18 protein-coding genes are annotated in these 23,756 nt (G+C 61.3%); 8 read left to right on the top strand and 10 right to left on the bottom strand.

The window, feature by feature from the left end:
* Positions 1 to 2 precede the first annotated feature (2 nt).
* The 4 genes from LOY68_RS13865 (at position 3) to LOY68_RS13880 (ending at position 9,514) form a co-directional block, all read left to right on the top strand.
* Entirely contained in the window at positions 3 to 1,418 is a 1,416-nt protein-coding gene (locus LOY68_RS13865) for a Y-family DNA polymerase (RefSeq protein WP_265045256.1), read from the top strand.
* Entirely contained in the window at positions 1,394 to 4,492 is a 3,099-nt protein-coding gene (locus tag LOY68_RS13870; RefSeq protein WP_265045258.1) for an error-prone DNA polymerase, read from the top strand. The genes LOY68_RS13865 and LOY68_RS13870 overlap by 25 nt, the downstream gene beginning before the upstream one ends.
* A gap of 136 nt (positions 4,493 to 4,628) precedes the next feature.
* On the top strand, positions 4,629 to 6,740 hold the full coding sequence (locus LOY68_RS13875) for an ATP-binding protein (RefSeq protein ID WP_265045259.1): 2,112 nt from the start codon (positions 4,629 to 4,631) through the stop codon (positions 6,738 to 6,740).
* Between the two features lie 143 nt (positions 6,741 to 6,883).
* Positions 6,884 to 9,514 (top strand): excinuclease ABC subunit UvrA, encoded by a 2,631-nt coding sequence (locus tag LOY68_RS13880; RefSeq protein WP_265045261.1) that lies wholly within the window; start codon positions 6,884 to 6,886, stop codon positions 9,512 to 9,514.
* Between the two features lie 238 nt (positions 9,515 to 9,752).
* On the opposite strand, the gene LOY68_RS13885 is transcribed toward LOY68_RS13880, so the two are convergent.
* Genes LOY68_RS13885 through LOY68_RS13910 form a run of 6 tightly spaced genes read right to left on the bottom strand, consistent with a single transcriptional unit; the run spans position 9,753 to position 15,174 of the window.
* A complete protein-coding gene (locus tag LOY68_RS13885; protein ID WP_265045262.1) occupies positions 9,753 to 11,696 on the bottom strand; it encodes a response regulator in 1,944 nt (647 codons plus the stop codon).
* Positions 11,686 to 12,561 (bottom strand): sensor histidine kinase, encoded by an 876-nt coding sequence (locus LOY68_RS13890; RefSeq protein ID WP_054055094.1) that lies wholly within the window; start codon positions 12,559 to 12,561, stop codon positions 11,686 to 11,688. Before LOY68_RS13890 ends, LOY68_RS13885 begins: the two co-directional genes overlap by 11 nt.
* Positions 12,554 to 13,558 carry an ATP-binding protein gene (locus tag LOY68_RS13895; RefSeq protein WP_265045779.1) on the bottom strand — a complete coding sequence of 335 codons (1,005 nt, stop codon included), beginning with the start codon at positions 13,556 to 13,558 and terminating at the stop codon, positions 12,554 to 12,556. The genes LOY68_RS13890 and LOY68_RS13895 overlap by 8 nt, the downstream gene beginning before the upstream one ends.
* Positions 13,555 to 13,959 (bottom strand): anti-sigma regulatory factor, encoded by a 405-nt coding sequence (locus tag LOY68_RS13900; protein ID WP_054055096.1) that lies wholly within the window; start codon positions 13,957 to 13,959, stop codon positions 13,555 to 13,557. The genes LOY68_RS13895 and LOY68_RS13900 overlap by 4 nt, the downstream gene beginning before the upstream one ends.
* Positions 13,956 to 14,318 (bottom strand): STAS domain-containing protein, encoded by a 363-nt coding sequence (locus LOY68_RS13905; RefSeq protein WP_054055098.1) that lies wholly within the window; start codon positions 14,316 to 14,318, stop codon positions 13,956 to 13,958. The genes LOY68_RS13900 and LOY68_RS13905 overlap by 4 nt, the downstream gene beginning before the upstream one ends.
* A 4-nt stretch (positions 14,319 to 14,322) precedes the next feature.
* A complete protein-coding gene (locus LOY68_RS13910) occupies positions 14,323 to 15,174 on the bottom strand; it encodes an STAS domain-containing protein (protein WP_265045266.1) in 852 nt (283 codons plus the stop codon).
* A gap of 362 nt (positions 15,175 to 15,536) precedes the next feature.
* On the opposite strand from LOY68_RS13910, the gene LOY68_RS13915 reads away from it, so the two are divergent.
* Complete coding sequence (locus tag LOY68_RS13915; protein ID WP_163909820.1) at positions 15,537 to 15,785, top strand: hypothetical protein; 249 nt, start codon at positions 15,537 to 15,539, stop codon at positions 15,783 to 15,785.
* 152 nt (positions 15,786 to 15,937) lie between these two features.
* Here LOY68_RS13915 and LOY68_RS13920 read toward each other — a convergent pair whose 3' ends face one another.
* Positions 15,938 to 16,459: a DUF4142 domain-containing protein gene (locus tag LOY68_RS13920; protein WP_054055104.1), complete on the bottom strand. Its 522-nt coding sequence runs from the start codon at positions 16,457 to 16,459 to the stop codon at positions 15,938 to 15,940.
* Between the two features lie 217 nt (positions 16,460 to 16,676).
* Between LOY68_RS13920 and LOY68_RS13925 the strand changes: the two genes are divergently transcribed.
* Positions 16,677 to 16,919 carry a DUF465 domain-containing protein gene (locus LOY68_RS13925; RefSeq protein ID WP_163909821.1) on the top strand — a complete coding sequence of 81 codons (243 nt, stop codon included), beginning with the start codon at positions 16,677 to 16,679 and terminating at the stop codon, positions 16,917 to 16,919.
* Positions 16,920 to 17,021: 102 nt separating this feature from the next.
* Positions 17,022 to 17,195 (top strand): hypothetical protein, encoded by a 174-nt coding sequence (locus tag LOY68_RS13930; RefSeq protein ID WP_265045269.1) that lies wholly within the window; start codon positions 17,022 to 17,024, stop codon positions 17,193 to 17,195.
* 371 nt (positions 17,196 to 17,566) lie between these two features.
* Here the strand turns inward: LOY68_RS13930 and LOY68_RS13935 are convergent, their stop codons facing one another.
* The 3 genes from LOY68_RS13935 to LOY68_RS13945 all read right to left on the bottom strand — a co-directional run bounded on the left by LOY68_RS13935 (position 17,567) and on the right by LOY68_RS13945 (position 20,769).
* Positions 17,567 to 18,583, bottom strand: coding sequence for an SMP-30/gluconolactonase/LRE family protein (locus tag LOY68_RS13935; protein ID WP_413787192.1), 1,017 nt, complete (start codon positions 18,581 to 18,583; stop codon positions 17,567 to 17,569).
* Positions 18,584 to 18,642: 59 nt separating this feature from the next.
* Complete coding sequence (locus tag LOY68_RS13940; RefSeq protein WP_265045272.1) at positions 18,643 to 19,788, bottom strand: SRPBCC family protein; 1,146 nt, start codon at positions 19,786 to 19,788, stop codon at positions 18,643 to 18,645.
* A gap of 117 nt (positions 19,789 to 19,905) precedes the next feature.
* Positions 19,906 to 20,769 (bottom strand): LysR family transcriptional regulator, encoded by an 864-nt coding sequence (locus LOY68_RS13945; protein WP_163909823.1) that lies wholly within the window; start codon positions 20,767 to 20,769, stop codon positions 19,906 to 19,908.
* A gap of 317 nt (positions 20,770 to 21,086) precedes the next feature.
* On the opposite strand from LOY68_RS13945, the gene LOY68_RS13950 reads away from it, so the two are divergent.
* Positions 21,087 to 23,717: an MGH1-like glycoside hydrolase domain-containing protein gene (locus LOY68_RS13950; RefSeq protein WP_265045275.1), complete on the top strand. Its 2,631-nt coding sequence runs from the start codon at positions 21,087 to 21,089 to the stop codon at positions 23,715 to 23,717.
* The last annotated feature ends 39 nt before the right edge of the window (positions 23,718 to 23,756 follow it).

Below are 23,756 nucleotides of genomic sequence, written 5' to 3' on the forward strand. Positions count from 1 at the left end.
CCATGCGCTGGGTGTGCATTCTGTTCCCGCAATTGGCGCTGGACGCGGTACTGCGTCAGCGTCCCGATCCCGATGAGCCATTGGCGCTGCTGACCGGCCCGGCCCAACGCCGGGTGTTGCAAGCGGTCAACGGCGCGGCCCGGGCCCTCGGCTTGCGCCCCGGCCAGTCCATGACGGCGGCCCAGGCCTTGAGCAAAGGTTTTGTCACGGCTGAATACGACGCCGCCGAAATCGAACACTGGCAGCAGTTTCTCGCGGCGTGGGCCTATGGCTTCAGTTCCCAGGTCAGCGTGCATTACCCGCGCGCGGTGGTGTTTGAAATCGAATCGAGCCTGGGTCTGTTCGGCGCTTGGCCGCAGTTCGAAGCGCGGTTGCGCAGCGAACTCACCGCGCTGGGTTTTCGGCACCGGATCGTCGCCGCACCCAACCCGGTGGCGGCGCGGGTGCTGGCCAATGTTTATGACGGTCTGGTGGTGCCGGACGATCAGGCTTTGCACTATCACCTGGGGCAGTTGCCCATCGACCGCATCGCCCTCGAACCTTCGGTGTCCACGGCGTTGACGCGCATGGGCCTGCGCACCTTGAGCCAGGTGCAGGCGCTGCCCCGACATACCCTGGCCCGGCGTTTCGAGGCCCAGGTGCTCAAGCATCTGGACGCCTTGCTCGGTTTGCGCCACTTGGCCCTGGCGTTCTACCTGCCGCCGGACCGCTTCGATGTGCGCATCGAGCTCAACTTCGATGTGCAGTCCCATCAGGCGTTGCTGTTTCCATTGCGCCGGTTGACGGGTGATCTGTCAGCATTTCTCTGCGGCCGGGACAGCGGCGTGCAGCGTTTCGACTTGCACCTGGAACACGCCGGGTTGCCGGACAGCGTGATCAAGGTCGGATTGCTCAGCGCCGAGCGCGATCCGGCGATGCTCTTCGAACTGGCCCGGGGGAGGCTGGAACAAGTGCAGGTCGAGGCTCCGGTGCGCGGTTTTCGCCTGCGCGCCGAAGACCTGCCGAGCTTCGTGCCTCAACGCCAGGAACTGTTCGACGACCGCCCGCAGCAGTCCTTGCCCTGGGAGCAATTGCGCGAACGCCTGCGCGCCCGGCTGGGCGACGAGGCGGTGCAGGGCTTGCGTTTCCAGGCTGATCACCGCCCCGAGTGCGCCTGGCAGACCAGTGTCGACAGCCAGTTCTGTGGCGGATTGCCGGGGGTGCAACGGCCGGGCTGGTTGCTGACCGAACCGCTGACGGTGCACGAAGGTTCAGCGCGGATTCTCATGGGGCCGGAACGCATCGAGTCCGGCTGGTGGGACGGCGCTGATGTGCGCCGGGATTATTACTTGATCCAGACCCGCGCCGGCCAACAGGGCTGGGCCTATCGGGCGGTGGGTGAAAACGGTCCGTTGTGGCTGCAAGGCTGGTTCGCATGAGCGTCGAATATGCCGAGCTGCATTGCCTGTCGAACTTCAGTTTTCAGCGCGGGGCTTCCAGCGCGCTGGAGTTGTTTCAACGGGCGAAACACCAGGGTTATCGGGCCCTGGCAATCACCGATGAATGCACATTGGCCGGGATTGTCCGGGCCTGGCAGGCGGCGAAGTCGGTGGAGCTGCCGCTGATCATCGGCAGCGAAATCCGCATCGAGGACGGGCCGAAACTGGTGCTGCTGGTGGAAAACCTTGAGGGCTATCAGGCGTTGTGCCGGCTGATCACCCGCGCTCGGCGGCGCACGCAGAAAGGTCAGTATCAAGTATTGCGAGAGGACTTCAGCGAACCGTTGCCGGGCTTGTTGGCGTTGTGGGTGCCGGATGCGGTGGATGATTTTCACAACGGTCACTGGCTGAAACAGGCCTTTGCCGAACGCCTGTGGCTGGCGGTCCAGTTGCATCGAGGGCAGGACGATACACGGCGATTAAACGCATTGCTGACGCTGGCCAGGGAGCTGCAAATCCCGGCAATGGCCAGCGGCGACGTGCACATGCACGCCCGTGGCCGACGTGCATTGCAGGACACCATGACCGCGATCCGCCATCACCTGCCGGTTGCGGCGGCCGGGTTGCGCCTTCATCCGAATGGCGAGCGGCACCTTCGCAGCCTCGATGTCGTGGGTGAACTCTATCCGCGAGCCTTGCTCGATGAAACGCTGGTTATCGCCCGGCGCTGCACCTTCGATCTGGGGCAGTTGCGCTATCAATATCCCCGGGAGTTGGTGCCGCAAGGGCATAGCGCCGCATCCTGGCTGAGTGAGTTGACCGAACGTGGCGTTCGCGAGCGTTGGCCCGAAGGTGCCAGCGAGAAGGTGCGCGGGCTGATCGATAAGGAATTGGCGCTGATTGCCGAGCTGGGTTATGAAAGCTATTTCCTTACGGTTCAGGACATCGTCGCTTTCGCCCGACGCCAGAAAATTCTTTGTCAGGGGCGAGGCTCGGCGGCCAACTCGGCGGTGTGTTTCGCGTTGGGTATCACCGAGATCGACCCGGCGCGAATGAACATGCTGTTTGAGCGCTTTCTGTCCAAAGAGCGCAACGAACCTCCCGACATCGACGTGGATTTCGAACACGAACGCCGTGAAGAAGTCTTGCAGTACGTGTTCCAGCGCTACGGTCGCACCCGCGCTGCGCTGACCGCCGTGGTCAGCACTTACCACGCTGCCGGTGCGGTGCGCGACGTGGCCAAGGCCTTGGGCCTGCCGCCGGATCAGGTCAACGCCCTGGCCGATTGCTGTGGTCACTGGAGTGACAACACGCCACCGGTCGAGCGCCTGATTGAAAGTGGTTTCGATCCTGAGAGCCCGGTGCTGAAACGGGTGTTGAGTTTGACGCAACAACTGATCGGTTTCCCCCGGCATCTGTCTCAGCACCCCGGCGGCTTCGTTATTTCCGAGCAATCGCTGGACACCCTGGTGCCGGTGGAAAACGCGGCAATGGCTGATCGCACCATCATTCAATGGGACAAGGACGATCTCGATGCGGTAGGACTGCTCAAAGTGGATATCCTGGCTTTGGGCATGCTCAGCGCGATTCGTCGTTGTTTCGATTTGCTTCGCCGTCACCGCAATCTGGACTTGAGCCTGGCGACGGTGCCCTCTGAAGATCCACAAACCTACGACATGATTTGCCAGGCTGACACCATCGGCGTGTTCCAGATCGAATCCCGGGCGCAGATGTCGATGTTGCCCCGGCTCAAGCCCCGCAAGTTTTATGACCTGGTGATTGAGGTGGCCATCGTTCGCCCCGGCCCTATTCAGGGCGGCATGGTGCATCCCTATCTGCGGCGACGAAACAAGGAAGAACTCGAAAGCTATCCCTCCGAAGAGCTGAGGGAGGTGTTGAAGCGCACGCTCGGGGTGCCGCTGTTCCAGGAACAAGTGATGCAGATCGCCATTGTCGCCGCCAGTTACAGCCCTGGCGAAGCCGATCAGTTGCGCCGTTCCATGGCGGCCTGGAAACGCCATGGCGGACTTGAGCCGCATAAGGATCGCCTGGCTGCCGGAATGAAAAAAAAGGGCTACACAGCAGAATTCGCCGCGCAAATCTTCGAACAGATCAAAGGCTTCGGCAGCTACGGTTTCCCTGAATCCCACGCCGCCAGTTTCGCCTTGCTGACCTACGCCAGTTGCTGGCTCAAATGCCACGAACCGGCAGCCTTCGCCTGTGCGCTGATCAATAGCTGGCCCATGGGTTTCTACAGCCCGGACCAGATCCTGCAAGACGCCCGTCGGCATCATTTGCAGATTCGCCCGGTGGATGTGCGCGCCAGCGACTGGGATTGCAGCCTGGAACCGATCACCGGGGCGCAACCTGCGATTCGCATGGGCCTGCGGATGATCAAGGGTTTTCGCGAGGACGATGCCCGGCGCATCGAAGCTGCACGGGCGCGGGGTGCGTTTGTCGACATTGCCGATCTCGGCGAACGGGCGCAACTCGACGCCCGTGCCCAGGAACAACTGGCCGATGCCGGGGCCTTGCGCGGTCTGGCCGGCGACCGCCATCGGGCGCGCTGGGAAGTGGCGGGGGTGCAGAAACAACTCGGGTTGTTCGCCGGGTTGCCGCGTCAGGAAGAACCTGAAGTGTCGCTGCCCAAACCCACCGTCGGCGAAGACCTGCAAGCCGATTACGCGACCGTCGGCACCACCCTCGGCCCGCATCCGTTGGCGCTGTTGCGCCCGGAGTTGAAGGCCCGGCGTTGCCGCAGCTCGAAGGAATTGCTCGATGTCGAACACGGCCGGCCCGTCAGCGTCGCCGGGCTGGTGACCGGCCGCCAACGCCCCGGCACCGCCAGCGGCGTGACCTTCGTCACCCTCGAAGACGAGTTCGGCAACGTCAACGTGGTGGTCTGGCGCGATTTGGCTGAACGGCAACGCCAGGTACTGGTCGGCTCACAATTGCTCAAGGTCGATGGGCGCTGGGAAAGGGAAGGCGAGGTGCGGCATCTGATTGCCGGTCGCTTGAGTGATCTGAGTTTCCTGCTTGACGGCATCAGCGTGCGCAGCCGGGATTTTCGTTAGTCCTGTCACGCCCACAGAGCCCTATGGAAATCGGCTTTCCACAAGGGAATAATGAATCAGCTATACCTCTATGAAACCATTGGCATCCGCAGTGCTCGAAACAAACGGGCGTCATCACAGGACATAGAGTCAGTCAATGCAGTTTCTATCAGATAGCCACGGTTGTGCCGGCTGGACTGGCGAAATGGCCGGACGCATTCGCGCGTTCGACTGGAGCCAGACCGAACTGGGCAACATCGACGACTGGCCCCGCAGCTTGAGCAGTACGGTGCAGCTGATGCTGGCTTCGCCGTTGCCGATGGTGATGCTCTGGGGGCGGCTCGGCTACATGATTTATAACGACGCCTACTCGGCGTTCGCTGGCGGTCGCCATCCCTATCTGTTGGGCGTGCCGGTGGAGCTTGGATGGCCGGAAGTCGCCGAGTTCAATCGCCATGTGCTCGATACTTGCCTGGCGGGCGGCACGTTGTCCTATCGCAATAAAGAACTGGTGCTGCTGCGCGACGGCATTCCGGAAGATGTCTGGCTGGATCTCTATTACAGCCCGGTCGCTGATGATAAAGGGCGCCCGTCCGGAGTCATGGCGATGGTGGTCGAGACCACCGACCACGTGATTTCCGAACGCCGCCGCCAAGAAGCCGAGGATGCCTATCGCGCAGACAACGAACGGGTACGCCTGGCGCTGAATGCCGGGGCGCTGCTCGGCTCGTTCGTTTGGGACATCAAGGCCAATGTGCTGTCCGGGGACGAGCGTTTCGCCCGCACCTTTTCCTATCCGGCGGGCCAGAACCTGGCCGACCTGCCCACCGAGATCGCTGAATCGCGGATTCACCCCGATGACTTCGACTGGGTCGAGGAACAGGTCAATCAATCGGTGAGCACTGGTGCACCCTACAACGCCGAATACCGAGTCTTACGCCCCGACGGCACGTACCTGTGGGTGCTGGCCAGCGGTTGCTGTGAGTTCAACGATCAAGGCAAACCGTTTCGTTTCCCTGGCGTGTTGATCGACATCCACGAACGCAAGATCGCCGAAGAGTCCCTGATCAAATTCACCCGCAACCTGGAGCAGCGCGTCGCCGATGAAGTCAATGCGCGACTGGCGGCGGAAGAGCAATTGCGCCAGGCGCAGAAGCTCGAAGCCATCGGCGGCCTCACGGGCGGCGTGGCCCATGACTTCAACAACCTGCTGCAAGTGATCGCCGGCAATCTGCATTTGCTGGCGCGGCATGAACCGGACAACCTCAATGTGCAGCGCCGGGTCAGTGCCTCGATTGCGGCGGTCGAGCGCGGGGCCAAGCTGTCGTCGCAACTGCTCGCGTTCGCTCGGCGCCAGCCGCTATCGCCGGACGTTTGCGAACCCCGGCAGATCTTCGATGGCCTCGGGGAACTGCTGCAGCGGGCGCTGGGGGAAACCCTCCAGATCAACGTCGCCGTGCCCGATGATGCCTGGCGCATTCATGTGGATCGCAATCAACTGGAAAACGCCATCCTCAACCTGGCGATCAACGCCCGTGACGCGATGAAGGGCGAGGGCACCATCGGCCTGAGCGCCGACAACGTCGTCCTGGATCGGCGGTTCTGCGCAGGCAAAGACATCGTCGCCGGTGACTATCTGCGCGTGACGGTGACCGACGCCGGCGGCGGCATGGCGCCGGAAGTGCTGGCCCAGGCGTTCGAACCGTTCTTTACCACCAAGGCCGATGGCCACGGCACCGGGCTCGGTTTGAGCATGGTGTTCGGTTTCGTCAAGCAGAGTGGCGGGCATATCGAGATGTCCAGCGTGGTCGGCGAGGGCACGCGAGTGCGGCTGTACTTTCCGCGCAGCCTGCGAGCGTTGCCCAATGAAGCGCCGCCGCCGGGGCCGCAGCAACGGGGCGGGCATGAAACCATTCTGGTGGTCGAGGATAACGAAGCGGTGCGCGCCTCGGCGGTGGAGTTGCTGCGCGAAGAGGGTTATCAGGTGCTGACCGCCGCCAACGGCGACTTGGCCATGCAGATGCTGCTGGAGGGCGTGGCCGTGGACATGATCTTCACCGACGTGGTCATGCCCGGCCTGATCAAAAGCTCGGACCTCGCGGCATGGGCCAAGGTGCAGAACCCGCCAGTGGCGGTGCTGTTTACCTCGGGGCACACCCGCGACATTATTTCGCGCAATCATCAGTTGAGTCCCGATACACATCTGCTCAGTAAACCGTATGGGCCAGAAGCACTGACCCAAATGGTGCGCATGGTTCTCAATGGTTAACCCCTATCAGAAATGTGGGAGCGGGCTTGCTCGCGAAAGCGGTATGCCATTCAGCATCGATGTTGTTTGACACACCGCTTTCGCGAGCAAGCCCGCTCCCACAGGGGATCGGTGTTTTTCAGCTAATTATTTAAGGTTATTTCATGACGTCGAAGCGCACCCCAACCCCTCCCTCAGGCATGGTCAGGGTGCGCGGCGCCCGGGAACACAACCTCAAGAACGTCGACGTGGACATTCCCCGGGATGCCCTGGTGGTGTTCACCGGCGTGTCCGGTTCGGGCAAGTCTTCGTTGGCGTTCTCGACGCTCTACGCCGAAGCGCAACGGCGCTATTTCGAATCCGTGGCGCCGTATGCCCGACGCCTGATCGATCAGGTCGGTGTGCCGGACGTCGATTCCATCGAAGGTTTGCCGCCCGCCGTCGCCTTGCAACAACAGCGAGGCACGCCGAGTACGCGTTCTTCGGTGGGCAGCGTGACCACGTTGTCGAGCCTGATCCGAATGCTCTATTCCCGCGCCGGCAGTTACCCGCCGGGACAGGCGATGCTGTATGCCGAAGACTTTTCGCCGAACACGCCGCAAGGGGCGTGCGCCGAATGCCACGGCCTGGGCCGCGTCTACGAAGTGACCGAAGCGCTGATGGTCCCGGATCCGAACCTGACCATCCGCCAGCGCGCCGTTGCGTCGTGGCCGCTGGCCTGGCAGGGCCAGAACCTGCGGGACATCCTGGTGACCATGGGCATCGACGTGGACATCCCCTGGAAAAAGCTGCCGAAAAAGCAGCGGGACTGGATTCTCTTCACCGAAGAAACCCCGACCGTACCGGTGTACGCCGGGCTCACCCCGGAAGAAACCCGAGTCGCCCTCCAGCGCAAAATGGAGCCGAGTTACCAAGGCACTTTCACCGGCGCCCGGCGCTACATCCTGCACACCTTCAGCCAATCCCAAAGCGCCTTGATGAAGAAGCGCGTCTCGCAATTCATGCTCGGCAGCCCGTGTCCGTTATGCGACGGCAAACGGCTCAAGCGAGAGGCGCTGTCGGTGACGTTCGCCGGCTACGATATTGGTGAACTGTCGCAGATGCCGTTGTTGCAAGTGGCCGAAGTGCTGCGACCGGTGGCGGCTCACAGTTACCTTGAACAACCGGATCAACCCGGTGAAGTGTTGACCCATGAGCAGACCCGCGAGGCTCGCGAACAGCGCGTCGCCCACGGTGCCAGCGGTCACGCCAATGCGCCGGACGTGCGCCACACGCCGAACCTGTCGGTGGAAAAACGCCTGGCGGCACAACGCATCGCTCAGGATTTACTGGAGCGGGTCAGCACCCTGACCGATCTGGGCCTCGGTTACCTGGCTCTGGATCGCAGCACGCCAACCCTGTCCTCCGGTGAATTGCAGCGCTTGCGCCTGGCGACGCAATTGGGCTCGCAGTTGTTCGGCGTGATTTATGTGCTGGACGAACCTTCGGCAGGCCTGCACCCGGCGGATGGCGAGGCTTTGTTTGAAGCCCTGCAACGTCTGAAAGCAGCGGGCAATACGTTATTTGTGGTCGAGCACGATCTGGAAACCATGCGCCGCGCCGATTGGCTGATCGATGTCGGGCCGGCGGCCGGTGAGCATGGCGGGCACATACTCTACAGCGGTCATCCTTCAGGGCTGGAGCACATTACCGATTCCCAGACCCGCGCCTACCTGTTCGCCGAGCAGGTCAGCGCCAAACGTGCAGTGCGCAAGGCAAAGGACTGGCTGCGCCTGGAAGGCATCACCCGCAATAACCTGAACAACCTCAGCGCCGAATTTCCCTTGGGCTGCTTTACGGCGGTGACCGGCGTGTCGGGTTCCGGCAAGTCGAGTCTGGTCAGCCAGGCGTTGCTCGAATTGGTCGGCGCGCATTTGGGCAAACCAACGACGGCCAGCGAGCCGGAAGAATTGAGCCTTGAGGACGACGCGCCGCAAGTCAGCGGCGGTCAGGTCACGGCGGGGCTGGAATCGATCAAGCGCCTGGTGCAAGTCGATCAGAAACCCATCGGCCGCACGCCACGTTCGAATCTGGCGACCTACACCGGGCTGTTCGACAACGTGCGCAAACTGTTCGCCGCCACGCCTGAGGCACAGGCTGAGGGTTACGACGCCGGGCAGTTTTCCTTCAACGTTGCCAAGGGACGTTGCCCGACCTGCGAAGGCGAGGGGTTTGTCAGTGTCGAATTGCTGTTTATGCCGAGCGTTTATGCGCCTTGCCCGACGTGTCATGGGGCGCGCTACAACCCGCAGACACTGGCTATCACCTGGCAGGGACTGAGCATCGCCCAGGTGTTGCAACTGACGGTGGACGACGCGGTCACGGTATTTGCCGAGCAACCGGGGATTCGCCGTTCGCTGGAAGTGCTACGTGATATTGGCCTGGGTTACTTGCGTCTGGGTCAACCGGCGACAGAACTGTCCGGCGGTGAAGCCCAGCGGATCAAACTGGCGACGGAGCTGCAACGCAACCAGCGCGGCGCGACCCTGTACGTGCTCGACGAGCCCACCACCGGGTTGCATCCACGGGATGTGGATCGGCTGCTGGAGCAGTTGAATACGCTGGTGACGGCGGGGCACACGGTGATTGTGGTCGAGCATGAAATGCGCGTGGTGGCCCAGAGTGACTGGGTGATCGACATCGGGCCGGGGGCAGGGGATCAGGGCGGCAGGATTGTGGTGGCGGGTACACCGCAGACCGTGGCCAAAAACAAGAAGAGCCGGACGGCGCCGTTTTTGGCCAGGGTGCTGGCTTGAGATAGCGGTTTCAGGGCTGGCCTCTTCGCGAGCAGGCTCGCTCCCACAGGGGATCTCGGGTGTACACAAACTGTGTGTTCACAGCAGATCCTGTGGGAGCGGGCTTGCTCGCGAAGGGGGTATCAGCCTCAACATCATGCTGACTGACACGACAATCAAAAGATCGCAGCCTCCGGCAGCTCCTACAGGGATCGGTGTAGGAGCTGCCGGAGGCTGCGATCTTTTGATCTTGAATGACTCAGGCGCCGTCGAGGCTGCGCCTGACTTTGTCCAGCAATTCGCTGATCTGAAACGGCTTGACCAGCATGTCCATGCCTACGCCGAGGAACTCCTGGCGGTTGAGGGCGTTTTCCGCGTAGCCGGTCATGAACAGGATCGGCAACCGTTCGCGCCAGCCCCGGGCGACATCCGCCAGTTCCCGCCCGCTCATGCGCGGCAGGCCGACGTCAGTCAGCATCAGGTCAATCGTTGGATCGTTCTGCAACCGTTCCAGGGCCGTTTCGATGTCTTCCACCTGGGTGCAACGATAACCGGCATCCACCAGCACTTCGGCGACAAACATGCGCACCGAGGGCATGTCTTCGACGATCAACACATGCTCGCCCGAGCCTTGTGAGTCGGAGACCACTGTTTCCTCTGCGGCTGCGAGGGGATCGGTACTCGCCGGCAACATGATGGTCACTTCGGTGCCGCGTCGGGCCACGCTGCGGATGTGCGCATCGCCGCCGGACTGGCGGGCGAAACCGTAAATCGTCGACAGGCCCAAACCGGTGCCCTGGCCCAGAGGCTTGGTGGTGAAGAACGGGTCGAACACTTTGTCGATTACGCTGTGTTCGATGCCGGTGCCGTCATCGCGCACCGCCAGTGCGATGTAGGCGCCGTCCGCGAGATTCGGGTCGCCGTGGGAATAGGCGGCGTAGGTGCTGACCCAGATATTGCCGCCCTGAGGCAGCGCATCCCGGGCATTGATCACCAGATTGAGCACGGCACTTTCCAACTGGATCGGATCGACCAGCGCAATGGAGGGCTTGGTGGTCAATTCCAGTTTCAGCGCGATGCGCTCGCCGATGGTGCGCACCAACAGTTCTTCAAGGGAACGGATGTTCTCGTTGATGTCCACCGGCCGGGTATCCAGCGGCTGCTGACGGGCGAAGGCCAGCAGGCGATGGGTCAGGGACGCGGCGCTCATGGCCGAGTTCAGCGCCGCTTCGGCGTAGAACTGGACTTTTTCGGTGCGCCCATCCGTCACCCGTTTCTGAATCAGTTCAAGGCTGGTGATGATGCCCGTCAGCAAGTTGTTGAAGTCATGTGCGATGCCGCCAGTCAGCTTGCCCAGTGCGTCCATTTTCTGCACTTGCAGCAACTGCGCTTCGGTGCGCACCCGTTCGGCGACTTCCTTGGCCAGTTGCGTGGTGGCGTCGTCGAGCCGCGCCAGGTGCGAGCGCTCGCGATGGCGGTGCTCGGTGACATCTTCGACGAACACCAGGCTCAATTCCGGAGTGCGGTAGGGCGAAATCTGCCACTCGGTTTCCCGCACCTCGCCTTCGACCCGCATGTTCAGCGTGCCTTTCCAGCGCTCGCCGTACGCCAGGCGCAGGCGCAGTTCATCAATCACTGCGCCCTGATCGTCGGCAAAGCATTCGCGCAGGCTGTCCGGGTCGAGGTTTTCCTGGATCAACTGGGCGAAGGCGTGATTGCATTCGTGGACTTTCAACGTCGCGTCCATCACCGCGATGGGCGCCGAAACATTGGTGAAGATCTCGCGGAAGCGCGCCTCGCTTTCGCGCAAGGCATTCTCGGTGTCGCGCACCCGCAGCAGCGTGCGCAGGGTGGCGAGCAGCACGTCGGGGTCAACGGGGTGGATCAAATAGGCATCGGCACCCGCGTCGAGGCCGGTGATGATGTCGCCGGTCTGGATCGAGGCCGCCGATACGTGAATCACTGGCAGCAGGGCGGTGGCCGCCTCGGTGCGCAGTTTGCGCACGATGTCGAAGCCGCTCATGTCCGGCAGGTTGACGTCGAGGATCAGTGCATCAATCAGTTCGCTGTCGATCAGCGCCAGGCCTTCGCTGCCGGTACCGGCCTCGAGGATTTCGTAGCCGTGCCGTTCCAGGCGCCGGCGCAAGGCGTAGCGGGTGGCGACGTTGTCATCGACGATCAACAAGCGGATGTCACGTTTCATCGGCAGGCTCCACGGCGATGGCCAGCGGGATGATCACGAAAAAGGTCGAACCGGTGCCCGGCGTACTCTGCACCCCGACTTCGCCCCCCAACAGCTCGGCGAAGCGTTTGCACAGGGACAAACCGAGTCCGGTGCCGCGCAGGCGTTTTTGCAAGGGCGAGTCTACCTGTGAAAAGTCCTCGAACAATGCGCCATGTAGCTCCGGGGCGATACCTATTCCTGTGTCACTGACGGCGAAACGCACGTGATCAGCGTTCTCCAGGCGCGCCGAAACCCGCACTTCACCACGGGTGGTGAACTTCAGCGAGTTGGAAATGAAGTTACGCAGGATCTGTGCGAGTTTCTTGTCGTCGGTGTACAGCCGTGGCAGGCCAACCGGTTCTTCGAAGATCAGGTCCACGGCACTGCCATCGACAATCGGCCGGAACATGCCGCGCAGGGCGGCGAACAGGTCGAGCATGTCGAACCAGGCTGGGGAAATACTGATACGTCCGGCCTCGATTTTCGCCAGGTCCAGCAGGTCGTCGACCATGTCGCTCAATTCCCGCGCGGCCCCGCTGACAAACGCCACTTGTTTGTGTTGTTCGGGGCTCAACGGGCCGTCGAGTTCATCGGTCAGCAGGCCGGTAATGCTCAGGATCGAGCCCAGTGGCGTGCGGAACTCATGGCTCATGTACGACAGGAAACGGCTTTTCAGGTCGGAAGCCTGGCGCAATTGCTCGGCCTGTTCGTCGAGTTCGGCGTACAACGCCAACACGCCCTGATTGGTTTCGTCGAGTTCGTCGCGCAGCGCAGTGGCTTCACTCTGCAATTGCGCGATCAGCATCGTTTGTTCGTCGGGCGTCAGGTTGGGTGACTCAGCCATGGGCGGCCTCCAGGGCAACGACCAATACCGTTACATCGTCCCGCCCGCGACAGAAATCGCGGTGCAGCACGGCGGCAATCACGGCGGGATGACGGTGCACCAGGCCGGGGTAGTCTTGCAGGTTCCAACGGGACTGCAGGCCGTCGCTGTACATGATCAATAGGTGTCCGTTCACTTGAGCATAGTCAAAGGGTTGCGCGCGCCGGTATTGGCCACCGACGATACCGGGGTGGGAGGCCAGGCCACGGGATTTGTCCGGGCCGATCAGGCTGGCGCCAATGTTGCCGATACCGACGAACTTCAAGGCATCGCCATCGAATTGCGCGAAGGCCGCCGCGCCGCCTCGGGTGCCGATCATGGCGTGATGCATGTCCTCAAGCAACAGCGTCGGTGAAGCGAACGGTGCCATGGCGAAGACTTTCTCTCCGGCGCGGGCGGCGCGCTCGGCGTCTTCGCCATGGCCGAGACCGTCGATGATCAGGGCGCTGATGCAGCCGCCGTCGAATGCCAGGTGCCAGACATCGCCGCACGCCGGGTCGTTGTGCAACGAATGCTGGCTGATGCCTATTCGTCGATCCGGCGCCTTGTCGCTGCGCGGGTACAAGCGTGTCAGCAGCACCGCGCCACGGTGATCGGCATACACATCGAACACTTCGGTCTGGCGCGACACCGCGCCGAGCCCGATGCCTTGGGTGCCTCGGGTCGAAAAGCCATCGGCCAGGCACGCCTGCAAATCAAAGCCGCCAGCGCGATCCACGGCGAGGATTTCAACCCCGGCGCCTGTCGGGCGCGGCAAACTCCTGATATGCAATTCACCGTGTTTAGCGTGCTTGAGCACATTGCTCGCCAATTCCGTCACCACCAGCGCCACGCGGCCAGCATCGGTGGCGTCGAAGCCGTGTTTCTCCGCCAGTTGTTGCGCGGTGCGCCGGGCATGACCGATCTGGCTGCTGTCTTCGATCGGCAAGACGAGCGTCAGGCTGCCGCCAATATTCATGTCCATCGGGTAATCGTTATGCGAGTGCCTTTGCCAGGCTCGGTTTCCAGTTCGAACTCTTCCACCAGGCGCTTGGCCCCGGTCAGGCCCAGGCCCAGCCCGCTGCCGGAGGTCCAGCCGTCGGTCATCGCCAGTTTGATGTCGGGAATGCCCGGCCCTTCATCACGGAAGACCAGGCGCAGACCGGTACGGGCGTTTTCGTCGAGGATCTGCCAGTCCATGTCGCCGCCACCGCCGTAGACCATGGTGTTGCGCGCCAGCTCGCTGACGGCGGTCACCAGTTTGGTCAGGTCGATCAGGCGCATGCCGCATTCCTGCGCCAGTTTGCGCGCGGTCTGGCGGGCCAGCACCACGTCCTGTTCGATTTGAATCGGTTGGCTGCCGCTGCTGCGCACGGTCATTGTTCGCGTACTCGGTCCTGCAGTAATTTCATCCCACGCTCGACGTTCAACGCCGTGCTGACGCCGGGCAGCGTCAGGCCCAGTTCGACCAGGGTAATCGCCACGGCCGGCTGCATGCCGACCAATACAGTCTGGGCATCCATGATGCTCGACAGCCCGGAGATGGTCCCGATCATCCGGCCAATAAACGAATCGACCATGTCCAGCGCCGAGATATCGATCAGCACGCCTCGGGCGGAGGTATTGCTGATGCGCTCGGACAGGTCGTCTTGCAGCGTGAGGGCGAGCTGGTCATGCATGTCGACCTGGATGGTCACCAGCAGGAAGTCGCCCATTTTCAGAATCGGAATACGCTCCATCGGCTTATACCGCCTTGTTGACGGTCAGTCCCAACCGGGTCAGGGCCAGTTTCAGGGCATCGGCCAGATTAGCCTTGGTGACCACGCCTTGCAGGTCCAGGCCCAGGTGCACGATGGTCTGGGCGATCTGCGGACGTACGCCACTGATGATGCAATCGGCGCCCATCAGGCGGATCGCGGTGACCGTCTTGAGCAAGTGTTGCGCCACCAGGGTATCGACAGTCGGCACGCCGGTGATGTCGATGATGGCGATTTCCGAACCGGTGTCGACGATCCGTTGCAGCAGCGATTCCATCACTACCTGAGTGCGTTGCGAGTCGAGGGTGCCGATCATCGGCAGCGCCAGCACGCCATCCCATAGCTTGACCACCGGGGTCGACAGTTCCAGCAATTCTTCCTGCTGGCGCTTGATCACCGCTTCGCGGGACTTCTGGAAAGTGCGGATGGTGTGCATGCCCAAGGCGTCGAGCAGCTCGGAGATTTCCCAGAGTTGTTCGGCCAATTGTGCGGGGTCGTCGCGGTAGTGCGCCTGCAACAAGGTAAACAGCGGGCCTTTGAGGGCGAAGATGAAACTGGCGGTTTGTTGCGAGTCCTGGCCGAGCTGGGCGCGGCTATTGGACAGTTTTTCGAGGAACTGGCGAATCTCGTCCCAACCCGGGGCGGCGACGTTCTGGCTATTGCCTTGGTCCAGCCCGGAAATGATCAGGTGCAGGAAATCAGACGTCTGTTGCTTGAGGTCGAGTTCCTTGATGTTGCGCGTGGCACCACTGGCCTCGAGGCTGTTCGTCCAATTGACGAGCAGTTGCGTCTGGTTGTTTTTGATCGCTTCGAGTGTGTTGCGTTGCAGTGCCGCCATGTTTTGACTCCCAAAAGTGTTGCGCCGAATCCCCAAAATTGATCGACGCACATCAGTGACATTTGCCGTGCGAAATAGTTGTTCGCTAACGGAAGGATTTTTCATCCTTGGCCACAACTCTAGTAGGCGCTGCCGAAGGCTGCGATCTTTTGATCTTTCCCTTGATCTTGGCGATTCAAAAGGCTGCGATCTTTTGATCCTTCCCTTGATTTATAGCGATTCAGAAAGCGCCAAAGATCAAAAGATCGCAGCCTTCGGCAGCTCCTACGGGTCATGCGATGGAACGTTGCGCCGGGGAAGGCTTCGAATCTTCAAGGCCTGGCTGTTTCAGCCGTGCTTGAGTAGTGACGAACGAGGTGCTTATGAAAGACGATTCAATGAGCCAGCAGCAGGATCAGGCGATCAATCGCAATGACCCGGCCATCGACCCGAAGACGCCGGGAGAAGGCGACAGCAACACCCCTGAACCGGACAGCGCCAACAACGCCGTCGACCAGAAAAATGTCCACACCGACAACGACAACGAATTCAGCCCCGGTTTTAAACCGCACCCTGACCGGCCTAAGCCCAGCGATGAAACGGATGCCGATATCGACACAGATGGGGGTTAGGCGCCTGGCATAAACCAACTGTGGGAGCGGGCTTGTGTGGGAGCGGGCTTGCTCGCGAAGGCGTCGTGTCAGTCAACGTCAATGTCGACTGATACACCGCTTTCGCGAGCAAGCCCGCTCCCACAAGGGGTTACAGGGGGGGGCGGTGCTGGTTACTTGCTTGGGTGCTTCGCCTGCAGTTCTTTCGCTGCTTCCAGGTGCTTTTGCAGCGCCGGCAGCATTTTCTGTGCAAAGCCTTTCAGCTCGGTGGCGCCGGGTTTTTTGTCGTCGGTCACGGTGTCGGCTTCTTTCTTGAACAGGGCGATGGTGTCTTCGTGGGCCTTGACCTGATTGTTGGCGTAGGCCGCATCGAAGGATTCATCGCGCAGGTCGAGAATTTTCGCCTTGGCTTGATTCACAATCGTCGTGCTGTCCGGCACCTCGATGTCATGCTTTTTCGCCAGGGCTGCCAGCTCTTCGTTAGCCTTGGTGTGATCGGTGATCATCATGTTGGCGAAGGATTTGATGTCTGCCGATGCGCTTTTTTCCAGGGCCAGTTTGCTGGTTTCGACTTCAGCGATGCCGCCAGCCGCCGCGTTGTCGACGAAGTCATTGGAAGTGGCGGCGAAAGCGCTGCCCATGCTGGTGCTCAAGGCTACGGCCAGGGCGAGGTGGCGCAGGGTAAATCCGTCCATTGGTTATTCTCCACACGTGTTTTATAAGCGATCGAGGTGATCGTTATTCAGTGGAGGTCGGCGATCGACGAAAGGTTTGATCGCAATTGCAAAACGACGACGAACGGACACCGCTGGTCTGACAGGAGGTCGACAGAACCGGGTAACCGAGGCCATTCTGATAGTTGGTGAACGCAATTGATCGCGTTTGCTGCCGATCAACAAACGGAGGTGTTCCATGCCGGTGCCACACGACCTTTATCAGGACTTGAAAGTTTCCAAGGAAGTCATCCAGCAAAAACGCACCAAGGATCCATTACTGGATTCACTGATCAACAAGTATTCGCAAGCGGACGCCGAGGTGGTCAAGGCTGAGACCGCCAAAACGGATGCGCCCAGCGACGACGCCCTGAAAAAGCTCAAGGAACAGCGACTGCTGGTCAAGGACAAGATCGTCAAACAACTCCAGGCGTCGTCCTGAGTCACCGACGACCGGTGACTGAAAAATTGGAACGGCGATATAAACCGGCACCTCGAACGTACAGAGTCTCAACAACCCATGACTCGCTGAGAGGTGCCTTCCATGACAAGTCCCAAGTTCCCAAGCGAAGAGCAGGGCGGATATGACCCGATTCCAACGCGTCCTGAACCGTTGAGCCCGCAGCACATTACCGAGCGTCCAAAGACCAAGCCGGGTATCAATGAGCTACCGGAAGACGACGTAAAACCTGCAAATCCCGACAGCTCAAACACCTAAATCCCCCTGTGGGAGCGGGCTTGCTCGCGAAAGCGGTGTGGCAGGCAACATTTGCTTTGACTGACCTGACTCCTTCGCGAGCAGGCTCGCTCCCACATTTGATTTATGTTCGCCGCAGGTACTCGATAAACCCCATATCCCCTGTGGGAGCGAGCCTGCTCGCGAAAGCGGTGTATCAGTCAACATTTGCATCGACTGCCCTGACGCCTTCGCGAGCAAGCCCGCTCCCACATTTGATTTATGTTTGCCGCAGGTTCTCGATAAACCCCATATCCCCTGTGGGAGCGGGCTTGCTCGCGAAAGCGGTGTATCAGTCGACATTTGCATTGACTGACTTGACGCCATCGCGAGCAAGCTCGCTCCCACAGGGTTTAGTGCAGGGCTTCGGTGAGTGGCAATCGCACCATGTGCTGCTCTTTCAGCGAGCCGAAATACAACCACTCCCCATACTCGCGCACGGTGGTGATCGGCGAGTAGTTGCCGCTGCCGGCATCCTGCAGATTGGCAATCACCTTGCCGTCCAGATCCAGTCCCAGCGCGAACGCTCGTCTCTCCACGGGTTTAGGCAAGATCATCAGCGCCCGCACGATCATTTTGCGTATGAACGGATGCTGCGCCGTGGCATCCAGCAGTTTGTTGCGCGGTGCATACAGCGCCACCCAGAAACGGTCGCGGCCATTGAACGCCAGGTTGTCCGGCAGCCCCGGCAAGTTGTCGATGAACACATCATGCGTCCCGGCTTTCGGCCCGGTCAGCCAATAACGGCTGATGCGATAGGCACCGGTTTCGTTGACCAGCACATAGGCATCCTCCGGCCCGAGGGTCACGCCGTTGGCGAACTCCAGTTTGTCCATTAGCAGGGCGGTCTTGCCGGACTGGAAGTCATAGCGCAGCAAACGACCGTCGCCGCCGTGCTCGATGATCGCCTCGCCATCCTTGCCGTAACCCCAGCGACTCGACGCATCGCTGAAGTAGGCGTAGTGCCCGGGCTTGTCGATCACCACGTCATCGGTAAAACCGAACGGCACGCCATTCGCCTCCGTGGTCAGTGGAATTACCCGACCCTGGGCATCGAGGGACAGCAAACCCTTGACCCCGTCAGCGATCACCAGCAAACCGTTGGGATGCCGGGCCAGCCCCAAAGGCCGGCCACCCGTATCGGTCAGCACGGTCCTGACGCTGCCGTCGAGGCTGCTGCGAATCACCCGACCGTCATGCAGGCCGGTGAGCAACTCACCGTTTTCCAGCAGCAGCGCCTCGGGCCCGTCGATGTCCGAAGATCCGATGCGCGCCACGTCCTTGAGCCGTTGATTCTCGGCATACACGCCGCTGGTCAGGGGCGGTGCCGGCGGCGGTGTCCAGGCCACCGGTTGCACCTTGTTCGGCATCAACAGCAAATAGGCAACAAAGACGATGATCAGCAGTAACAGAACCTTGAAAGCTGCTCTCACGCGCTCACTCCTGCGGGGCCCAGGTGTTTTTGCGCCATCTCGCGCAGCGCCAGCATCGATACTGCCGATTCACGCTCGATGCGCCGTTTAAGCAGCAGTTGATTGGCGATGCGCATGCCCAAGCCGCTGAACTGATAATCCAGGGTCCGAACAAACCGCGTGCTGCCGCCGAAGGCTTCGCACTCGTAAGTCACCACCAGCGACAACCCATGATCGCCCCGCGCCTGGGCACTCCAGCGCCGTCCCGGCAGATACTCCTCGACCTCCCAGCTCAAGTGCCCGTCACGCCCGCCCGCGCGAATGTCCTCCTCAAACCGCGACCCGGCATGCAACGGACCAGCCTGACCATCGACCTTGAGCGACGACGGATGCCACTCCGGCCAACGGGTCACGGTGCTGGCGTAGGCGAGCACGGCAATCGGGTTACCGGCAATCTCGATCTGATGTTGCATGCGGGTCATGGGCGTTCTCGTCGGGTGCGGGTTGGCTTGCTCCGGTTCCCAATAGAGGGTGCCGAACAGGTAGTCCATCAGCGGAAACACGATGTTGAAGTTGCGCTCCTGCATCAGCTCGCGGCGGTGATGCAGTTCATGCAGATGGCGCATCTGGCGAATCCACGGCACGCGGGTGATCGGATTGCGCGGCGGCAAATGCTCGCAAGCGTGGAACACTTCATAGGTCAGGTAACCCAGAACCATGCAGCCGCCGAACAGCCCGGCGACGTTGGCGTTGAGCTGTGAAAATAGCCACCAGAGGGGCAGGGTAATCACCACCGTGTGCACTACGATCAGCCACGCCGGGAACAGAATCACTCGCCAGTCCCGGGCACTGTCGTAGGTCATGTGGCCAGGGGCGAAAAAACTGTGATGGTCGCCGGCATGCCGGGCGTAGAACATCCGCGCGAAACTTTTCTTGTGATGCCCGAGGTGCCGATGCACCACGTACACGCCGAAGTTGAAGAACAGCAGCGTCAGCGGCACCGCCAGCCATTCCAGTGGCTGAACTTGCTGCACCGTGTGCCAAAAGCTGCCGATGGCGACGATGCCGAACAGCAGCACAAACGCGCCGTGCAGCCATGGGTTGTAGAGCCGATGAATGTCGGCGCGGTAACGGGTGCGAAATGCCTGGGTGGTCTGCCTCACTGCAATCACCTGTGATTATTGTTATCACAGCAGATTAGCCGATCCCGCCGATCCGGCTCGACCAACCTTGAGGGCACATGCGCCATGCTCGGGTGCAAAAGCCGCTTCTGGATGTACTCAGCTCAGCGGGTTCCAGCGCTGGGACCAGTCATCGTCGGTCTTGATCACTTCGCGCAGCAGGTCGAACGCCTGTTGCAGGGTCGCTGAATCCCGATCCCGGGAGTAAACCAGATAAGTCGGGTAACTGAATTCCGGGGCCTTGGGCACGGCTTCGAGCACGCCGCTTTCCAGATAACTCTGGACTACCCGAGTGCGGAAATAACCGCTGCCGCCGTGCTCCAGCAGGTACTGCAACGCCAGTGGCCCAAGGTTGAAACTCAAGGCAGCCTTGGCTTTTTCCGGCAGGGCCGCGTCGTGCTGGCGGCGGAAGTCCGGGCCCCAGTCGATGTACACGTACGGGTCGGGTTGGCCGGCCAGTTGCACAAGGATCAGTTTTTCTTCCAGCACCTGCTCGACTTGCAGGCGCGGCCAGTATTCGGGCTGGTAGACCAGCGCCGCGTCGAGCACCCCCAGTTCCAGTTGGCGCAGCAGGTTTTCGCCGTCGCGGATTTCCATGCGCAGCGCGTGGCTGGGGATTTTCTCCCGCAGCTCGGCGGCCCAACTGAGCATCAGTGGATTGCACAAACTGACTTCACCGCCGATGTGCAACACGTCGCGATAGCCTTCGGGCAACGGCAGGTCGCGGCGGGCGGCTTCCCAGGTTTGCACCAGTTGATTGGCGTAGACCACAAAGGCCTCGCCGTTCGGCGTCAGGCGCGCACCGGCGCGGTTGCGCACGAACAAAGTGCTGCCCAACTGGCTTTCGAGTTTCTGCACCCGGGCGGTGATCGCGGTCTGGGTCACGTGGAGTTTTTCCGCAGCGGCGGCGAGGCTGCCGTGGCGGACGATTTCCAGGAAGGTGCGGGCGAGGTCAATGTCCATGGGGTGGCCGAAGAGAGAGGTGCCCGCATTGTAAGAGCAGCCATGGCCTACGCCTATCTCCAAGCTTGCCTTTGTAGCAGCTGTCGAGCACCGCGAGGCTGCGTTCGGCGGCGAAGCCGTCGTGATCCGGCTATTTCGAATTGTCTGATTCTGCGGGTTGGTTGTTTTACGACTGCTTCGCAGCCGAACGCTGCCTCGCGGTGCTCGACAGCTGCTACGGGCGACTTGCGGTCGCTTCAAAGGTGTCAGAGTTTTCACATTCCGCCCAAGCCATGCGCACTACACTGCAACCGTCTCCCGCCCCAACGGACCACCCCATGCCGGCAAAATCCGCAGCGAACATCCTCGACACCCCTGAAGGCCAGCGCTTGGCCGGCAGCGAGGCCCAGGACTGGCGTGAGTGGGGGCCTTACTTGAGCGAACGGCAGTGGGGCACGGTGCGCGAGGACTACAGCCGCGACGGCGACGCCTGGCGCTATTTTCCCCATGAACACGCGCGCAGCCGTGCCTATCGCTGGGGCGAGGATGGTCTCGCCGGGTTCTCCGACAAGGCCCAGCACTGGTGCCTGGGCCTGGGTTTGTGGAACGAGCGCGACCCGATTCTCAAAGAGCGCCTGTTCGGCCTGAACAACAGCGAAGGCAATCACGGCGAAGACGTCAAGGAACTGTATTTCTACGTCGATGGCGTACCGAGCCATGCCTACATGCGCATGCTCTACAAATACCCGCAGGCCGAATTCCCTTACGCCGATCTGGTCCGCGAAAACGCCCGCCGAGACCTGGCCGAGACCGAATACGAAATCCTCGACACCGGGGTGTTCGACGACAATCGCTATTTCGACGTGACCGTGGAATATGCCAAGCACACCGCCGACGACATCTTCATGCGCATCACCGTGCACAACCGCGCCGATCAACCCGCGCGCCTGCACGTTTTGCCGCACCTGTGGGCGCGCAACACCTGGAGCTGGATTGCCAATGGTGAAAAACCGAGCCTGAGCCTCGACGGCTATCAGGTCCTGGCCCGTCATCCGCAACTGACTGACCGACAAGCCACTGCCTGGGGCGAGGCCGATTGCGAGTGGCTGTTCTGCGAAAACCAGAGCAATTTCCCCAAGCTCGACGGTGTGTCGGCGCAGGGGCCGTTCAAGGACGGGATCAACGATTTTATTGTCGATGGCGCCACCGACGCGGTGCGGCATGACAGCGGCACCAAGGTCGCCGCGCATTTCGTGCTGACCTTCGACCCCGGCCAGACCCGCAGCGTGTTCCTGCGCTTTGCCCCGGCCGGTTCCCCGCAAATCAACGCCCGAACCTTGTTCGAGCAACGCCGGGCCGAAGCCGATGGTTTCTACGCCGCGCTGCAAACCGAGATCAAAGACCCCGATGCGCACAATGTGCAGCGCCAGGCCCTGGCCGGGTTGCTCTGGTCGAAACAGCTCTACTATTTCGACGTCAATCAGTGGCTCGACGGTGATCCGGCGCAACCCGCGCCGCCGCCCGAGCGCATGCACATTCGCAACACGCATTGGCGGCATCTGTCGAATTTCGACATCGTCTCGATGCCCGACACCTGGGAATACCCGTGGTACGCCTCGTGGGATCTGGGCTTTCAAGCGGTGGCGTTTGCGCTGATCGATCCGGGCTTCGCCAAGCATCAATTGTTGCTGCTGGTCAAAGACCGTTTCATGCACCCCAACGGCCAATTGCCGGCCTACGAATGGCGCTTCGACGATGCCAACCCGCCGGTGCATGCATGGGCTTGTTGGCGGGTGTATCAGCAGGACAAGGCGTTGACCGGGGCAGGGGACATGGACTTCCTTGAACGGATCTTCCACAAGTTGCTGCTGAATTTTTCCTGGTGGGTCAACCGCAAGGACGCCGAGGGTCGCAACCTGTTTCAGGGCGGATTTCTGGGGCTGGACAATATTGCGCTGTTCGACCGCTCGGCGATGTTGCCGCCCGGCTATCAACTCGATCAGGCCGACGGCACGGCGTGGGTCGCCGCGTATGCGCTGGACCTGATGCGCATCGCGCTGGAACTGGCCAAGCGTAACAGCGTGTACGTCGACATCGCGGTGAAGTTCTTCGAACACTTCCTCTACATCGCCGGGGCGATCAATAAAATCGATTCCGACGCCGAAGGTTTGTGGGACGAGCAGGATCAGTTTTTCTATGACGTCTTGCACCGTCCCGACGGGGTTAACGAGCCGCTGCGTTTACGCTCGATTGTCGGCCTGATGCCGTTGTTTGCGGTGCAAGTGTTGGAGCAGCACGAACACGAAGGCCTGCCTGGTTTGCGCGAGCGATTGCTCGGGTTTATGCGCCATCGCCCGGACCTGGCCAGCCTGGTGTCGCGCTGGACCGAGCCCGGTGAAGGCAATCGCATGTTGCTGGCGCTGCTGCGCGGCGAACGCACCAAGGACTTGCTCAAACGCATGCTTGACGAGGGGGAGTTTCTCTCGCCGTTCGGCATTCGTTCATTGTCCAAGGCCTTCGCCGAACAGCCTTTCGGCATCCGCATCAACGGCGACAGCCTGTGCGCCCATTACGAACCGGCGGAGTCCGAGTCGCGGCTGTATGGCGGCAACTCCAACTGGCGCGGGCCGGTGTGGATGCCGATCAACTACATGCTGATCGAATCCTTGCGCGAGTTTCACCGTTACTACGATCAGAACTTCTCGGTGGAGTACCCAACGGGCTCGGGGTTTCTGGCGTCGCTGGAAGAGGTTGCGGACAGCTTGAGTCAGCGCCTGACCAAGCTGTTTTTGCGGGATGAAGAGGGTAATCGGCCGTCAATGGCCGGTTATGCGCAGTTGCAGGCTGACCCGGCGAGTCGCGACCTGGTGCTGTTTCATGAGTACTTTCATGGCGAGACCGGGCGCGGGTTGGGGGCCAGTCATCAGACTGGGTGGACGGCTTTAGTGGCGCTGCTTTTACAACCGTGAGACCGCGTTATCGTTCTTCGCGAGCAAGCCCGCTCCCAC

The organism is Pseudomonas sp. B21-053 (assembly GCF_026016365.1).
In the GTDB taxonomy this organism is placed as follows: Bacteria; Pseudomonadota; Gammaproteobacteria; order Pseudomonadales; family Pseudomonadaceae; genus Aquipseudomonas; species Aquipseudomonas nunensis.

What these genes read in the sequence shown, in the direction of transcription:
- LOY68_RS13920 (WP_054055104.1), bottom strand. Translation starts at nt 16,459, where the DNA reads ATGGACGGATTTACCCTGCGCCACCTCGCCCTGGCCGTAGCCTTGAGC.
- LOY68_RS13885 (WP_265045262.1), bottom strand. Translation starts at nt 11,696, where the DNA reads ATGAAACGTGACATCCGCTTGTTGATCGTCGATGACAACGTCGCCACC.
- LOY68_RS13890 (WP_054055094.1), bottom strand. Translation starts at nt 12,561, where the DNA reads ATGGCTGAGTCACCCAACCTGACGCCCGACGAACAAACGATGCTGATC.
- LOY68_RS13930 (WP_265045269.1), top strand. Translation starts at nt 17,022, where the DNA reads ATGACAAGTCCCAAGTTCCCAAGCGAAGAGCAGGGCGGATATGACCCG.
- LOY68_RS13925 (WP_163909821.1), top strand. Translation starts at nt 16,677, where the DNA reads ATGCCGGTGCCACACGACCTTTATCAGGACTTGAAAGTTTCCAAGGAA.
- LOY68_RS13950 (WP_265045275.1), top strand. Translation starts at nt 21,087, where the DNA reads ATGCCGGCAAAATCCGCAGCGAACATCCTCGACACCCCTGAAGGCCAG.
- LOY68_RS13905 (WP_054055098.1), bottom strand. Translation starts at nt 14,318, where the DNA reads ATGGAGCGTATTCCGATTCTGAAAATGGGCGACTTCCTGCTGGTGACC.
- LOY68_RS13915 (WP_163909820.1), top strand. Translation starts at nt 15,537, where the DNA reads ATGAAAGACGATTCAATGAGCCAGCAGCAGGATCAGGCGATCAATCGC.
- LOY68_RS13900 (WP_054055096.1), bottom strand. Translation starts at nt 13,959, where the DNA reads ATGACCGTGCGCAGCAGCGGCAGCCAACCGATTCAAATCGAACAGGAC.
- LOY68_RS13945 (WP_163909823.1), bottom strand. Translation starts at nt 20,769, where the DNA reads ATGGACATTGACCTCGCCCGCACCTTCCTGGAAATCGTCCGCCACGGC.
- LOY68_RS13895 (WP_265045779.1), bottom strand. Translation starts at nt 13,558, where the DNA reads ATGAATATTGGCGGCAGCCTGACGCTCGTCTTGCCGATCGAAGACAGC.
- LOY68_RS13865 (WP_265045256.1), top strand. Translation starts at nt 3, where the DNA reads ATGCGCTGGGTGTGCATTCTGTTCCCGCAATTGGCGCTGGACGCGGTA.
- LOY68_RS13910 (WP_265045266.1), bottom strand. Translation starts at nt 15,174, where the DNA reads ATGGCGGCACTGCAACGCAACACACTCGAAGCGATCAAAAACAACCAG.
- LOY68_RS13880 (WP_265045261.1), top strand. Translation starts at nt 6,884, where the DNA reads ATGACGTCGAAGCGCACCCCAACCCCTCCCTCAGGCATGGTCAGGGTG.
- LOY68_RS13875 (WP_265045259.1), top strand. Translation starts at nt 4,629, where the DNA reads ATGCAGTTTCTATCAGATAGCCACGGTTGTGCCGGCTGGACTGGCGAA.
- LOY68_RS13935 (WP_413787192.1), bottom strand. Translation starts at nt 18,583, where the DNA reads ATGCCGAACAAGGTGCAACCGGTGGCCTGGACACCGCCGCCGGCACCG.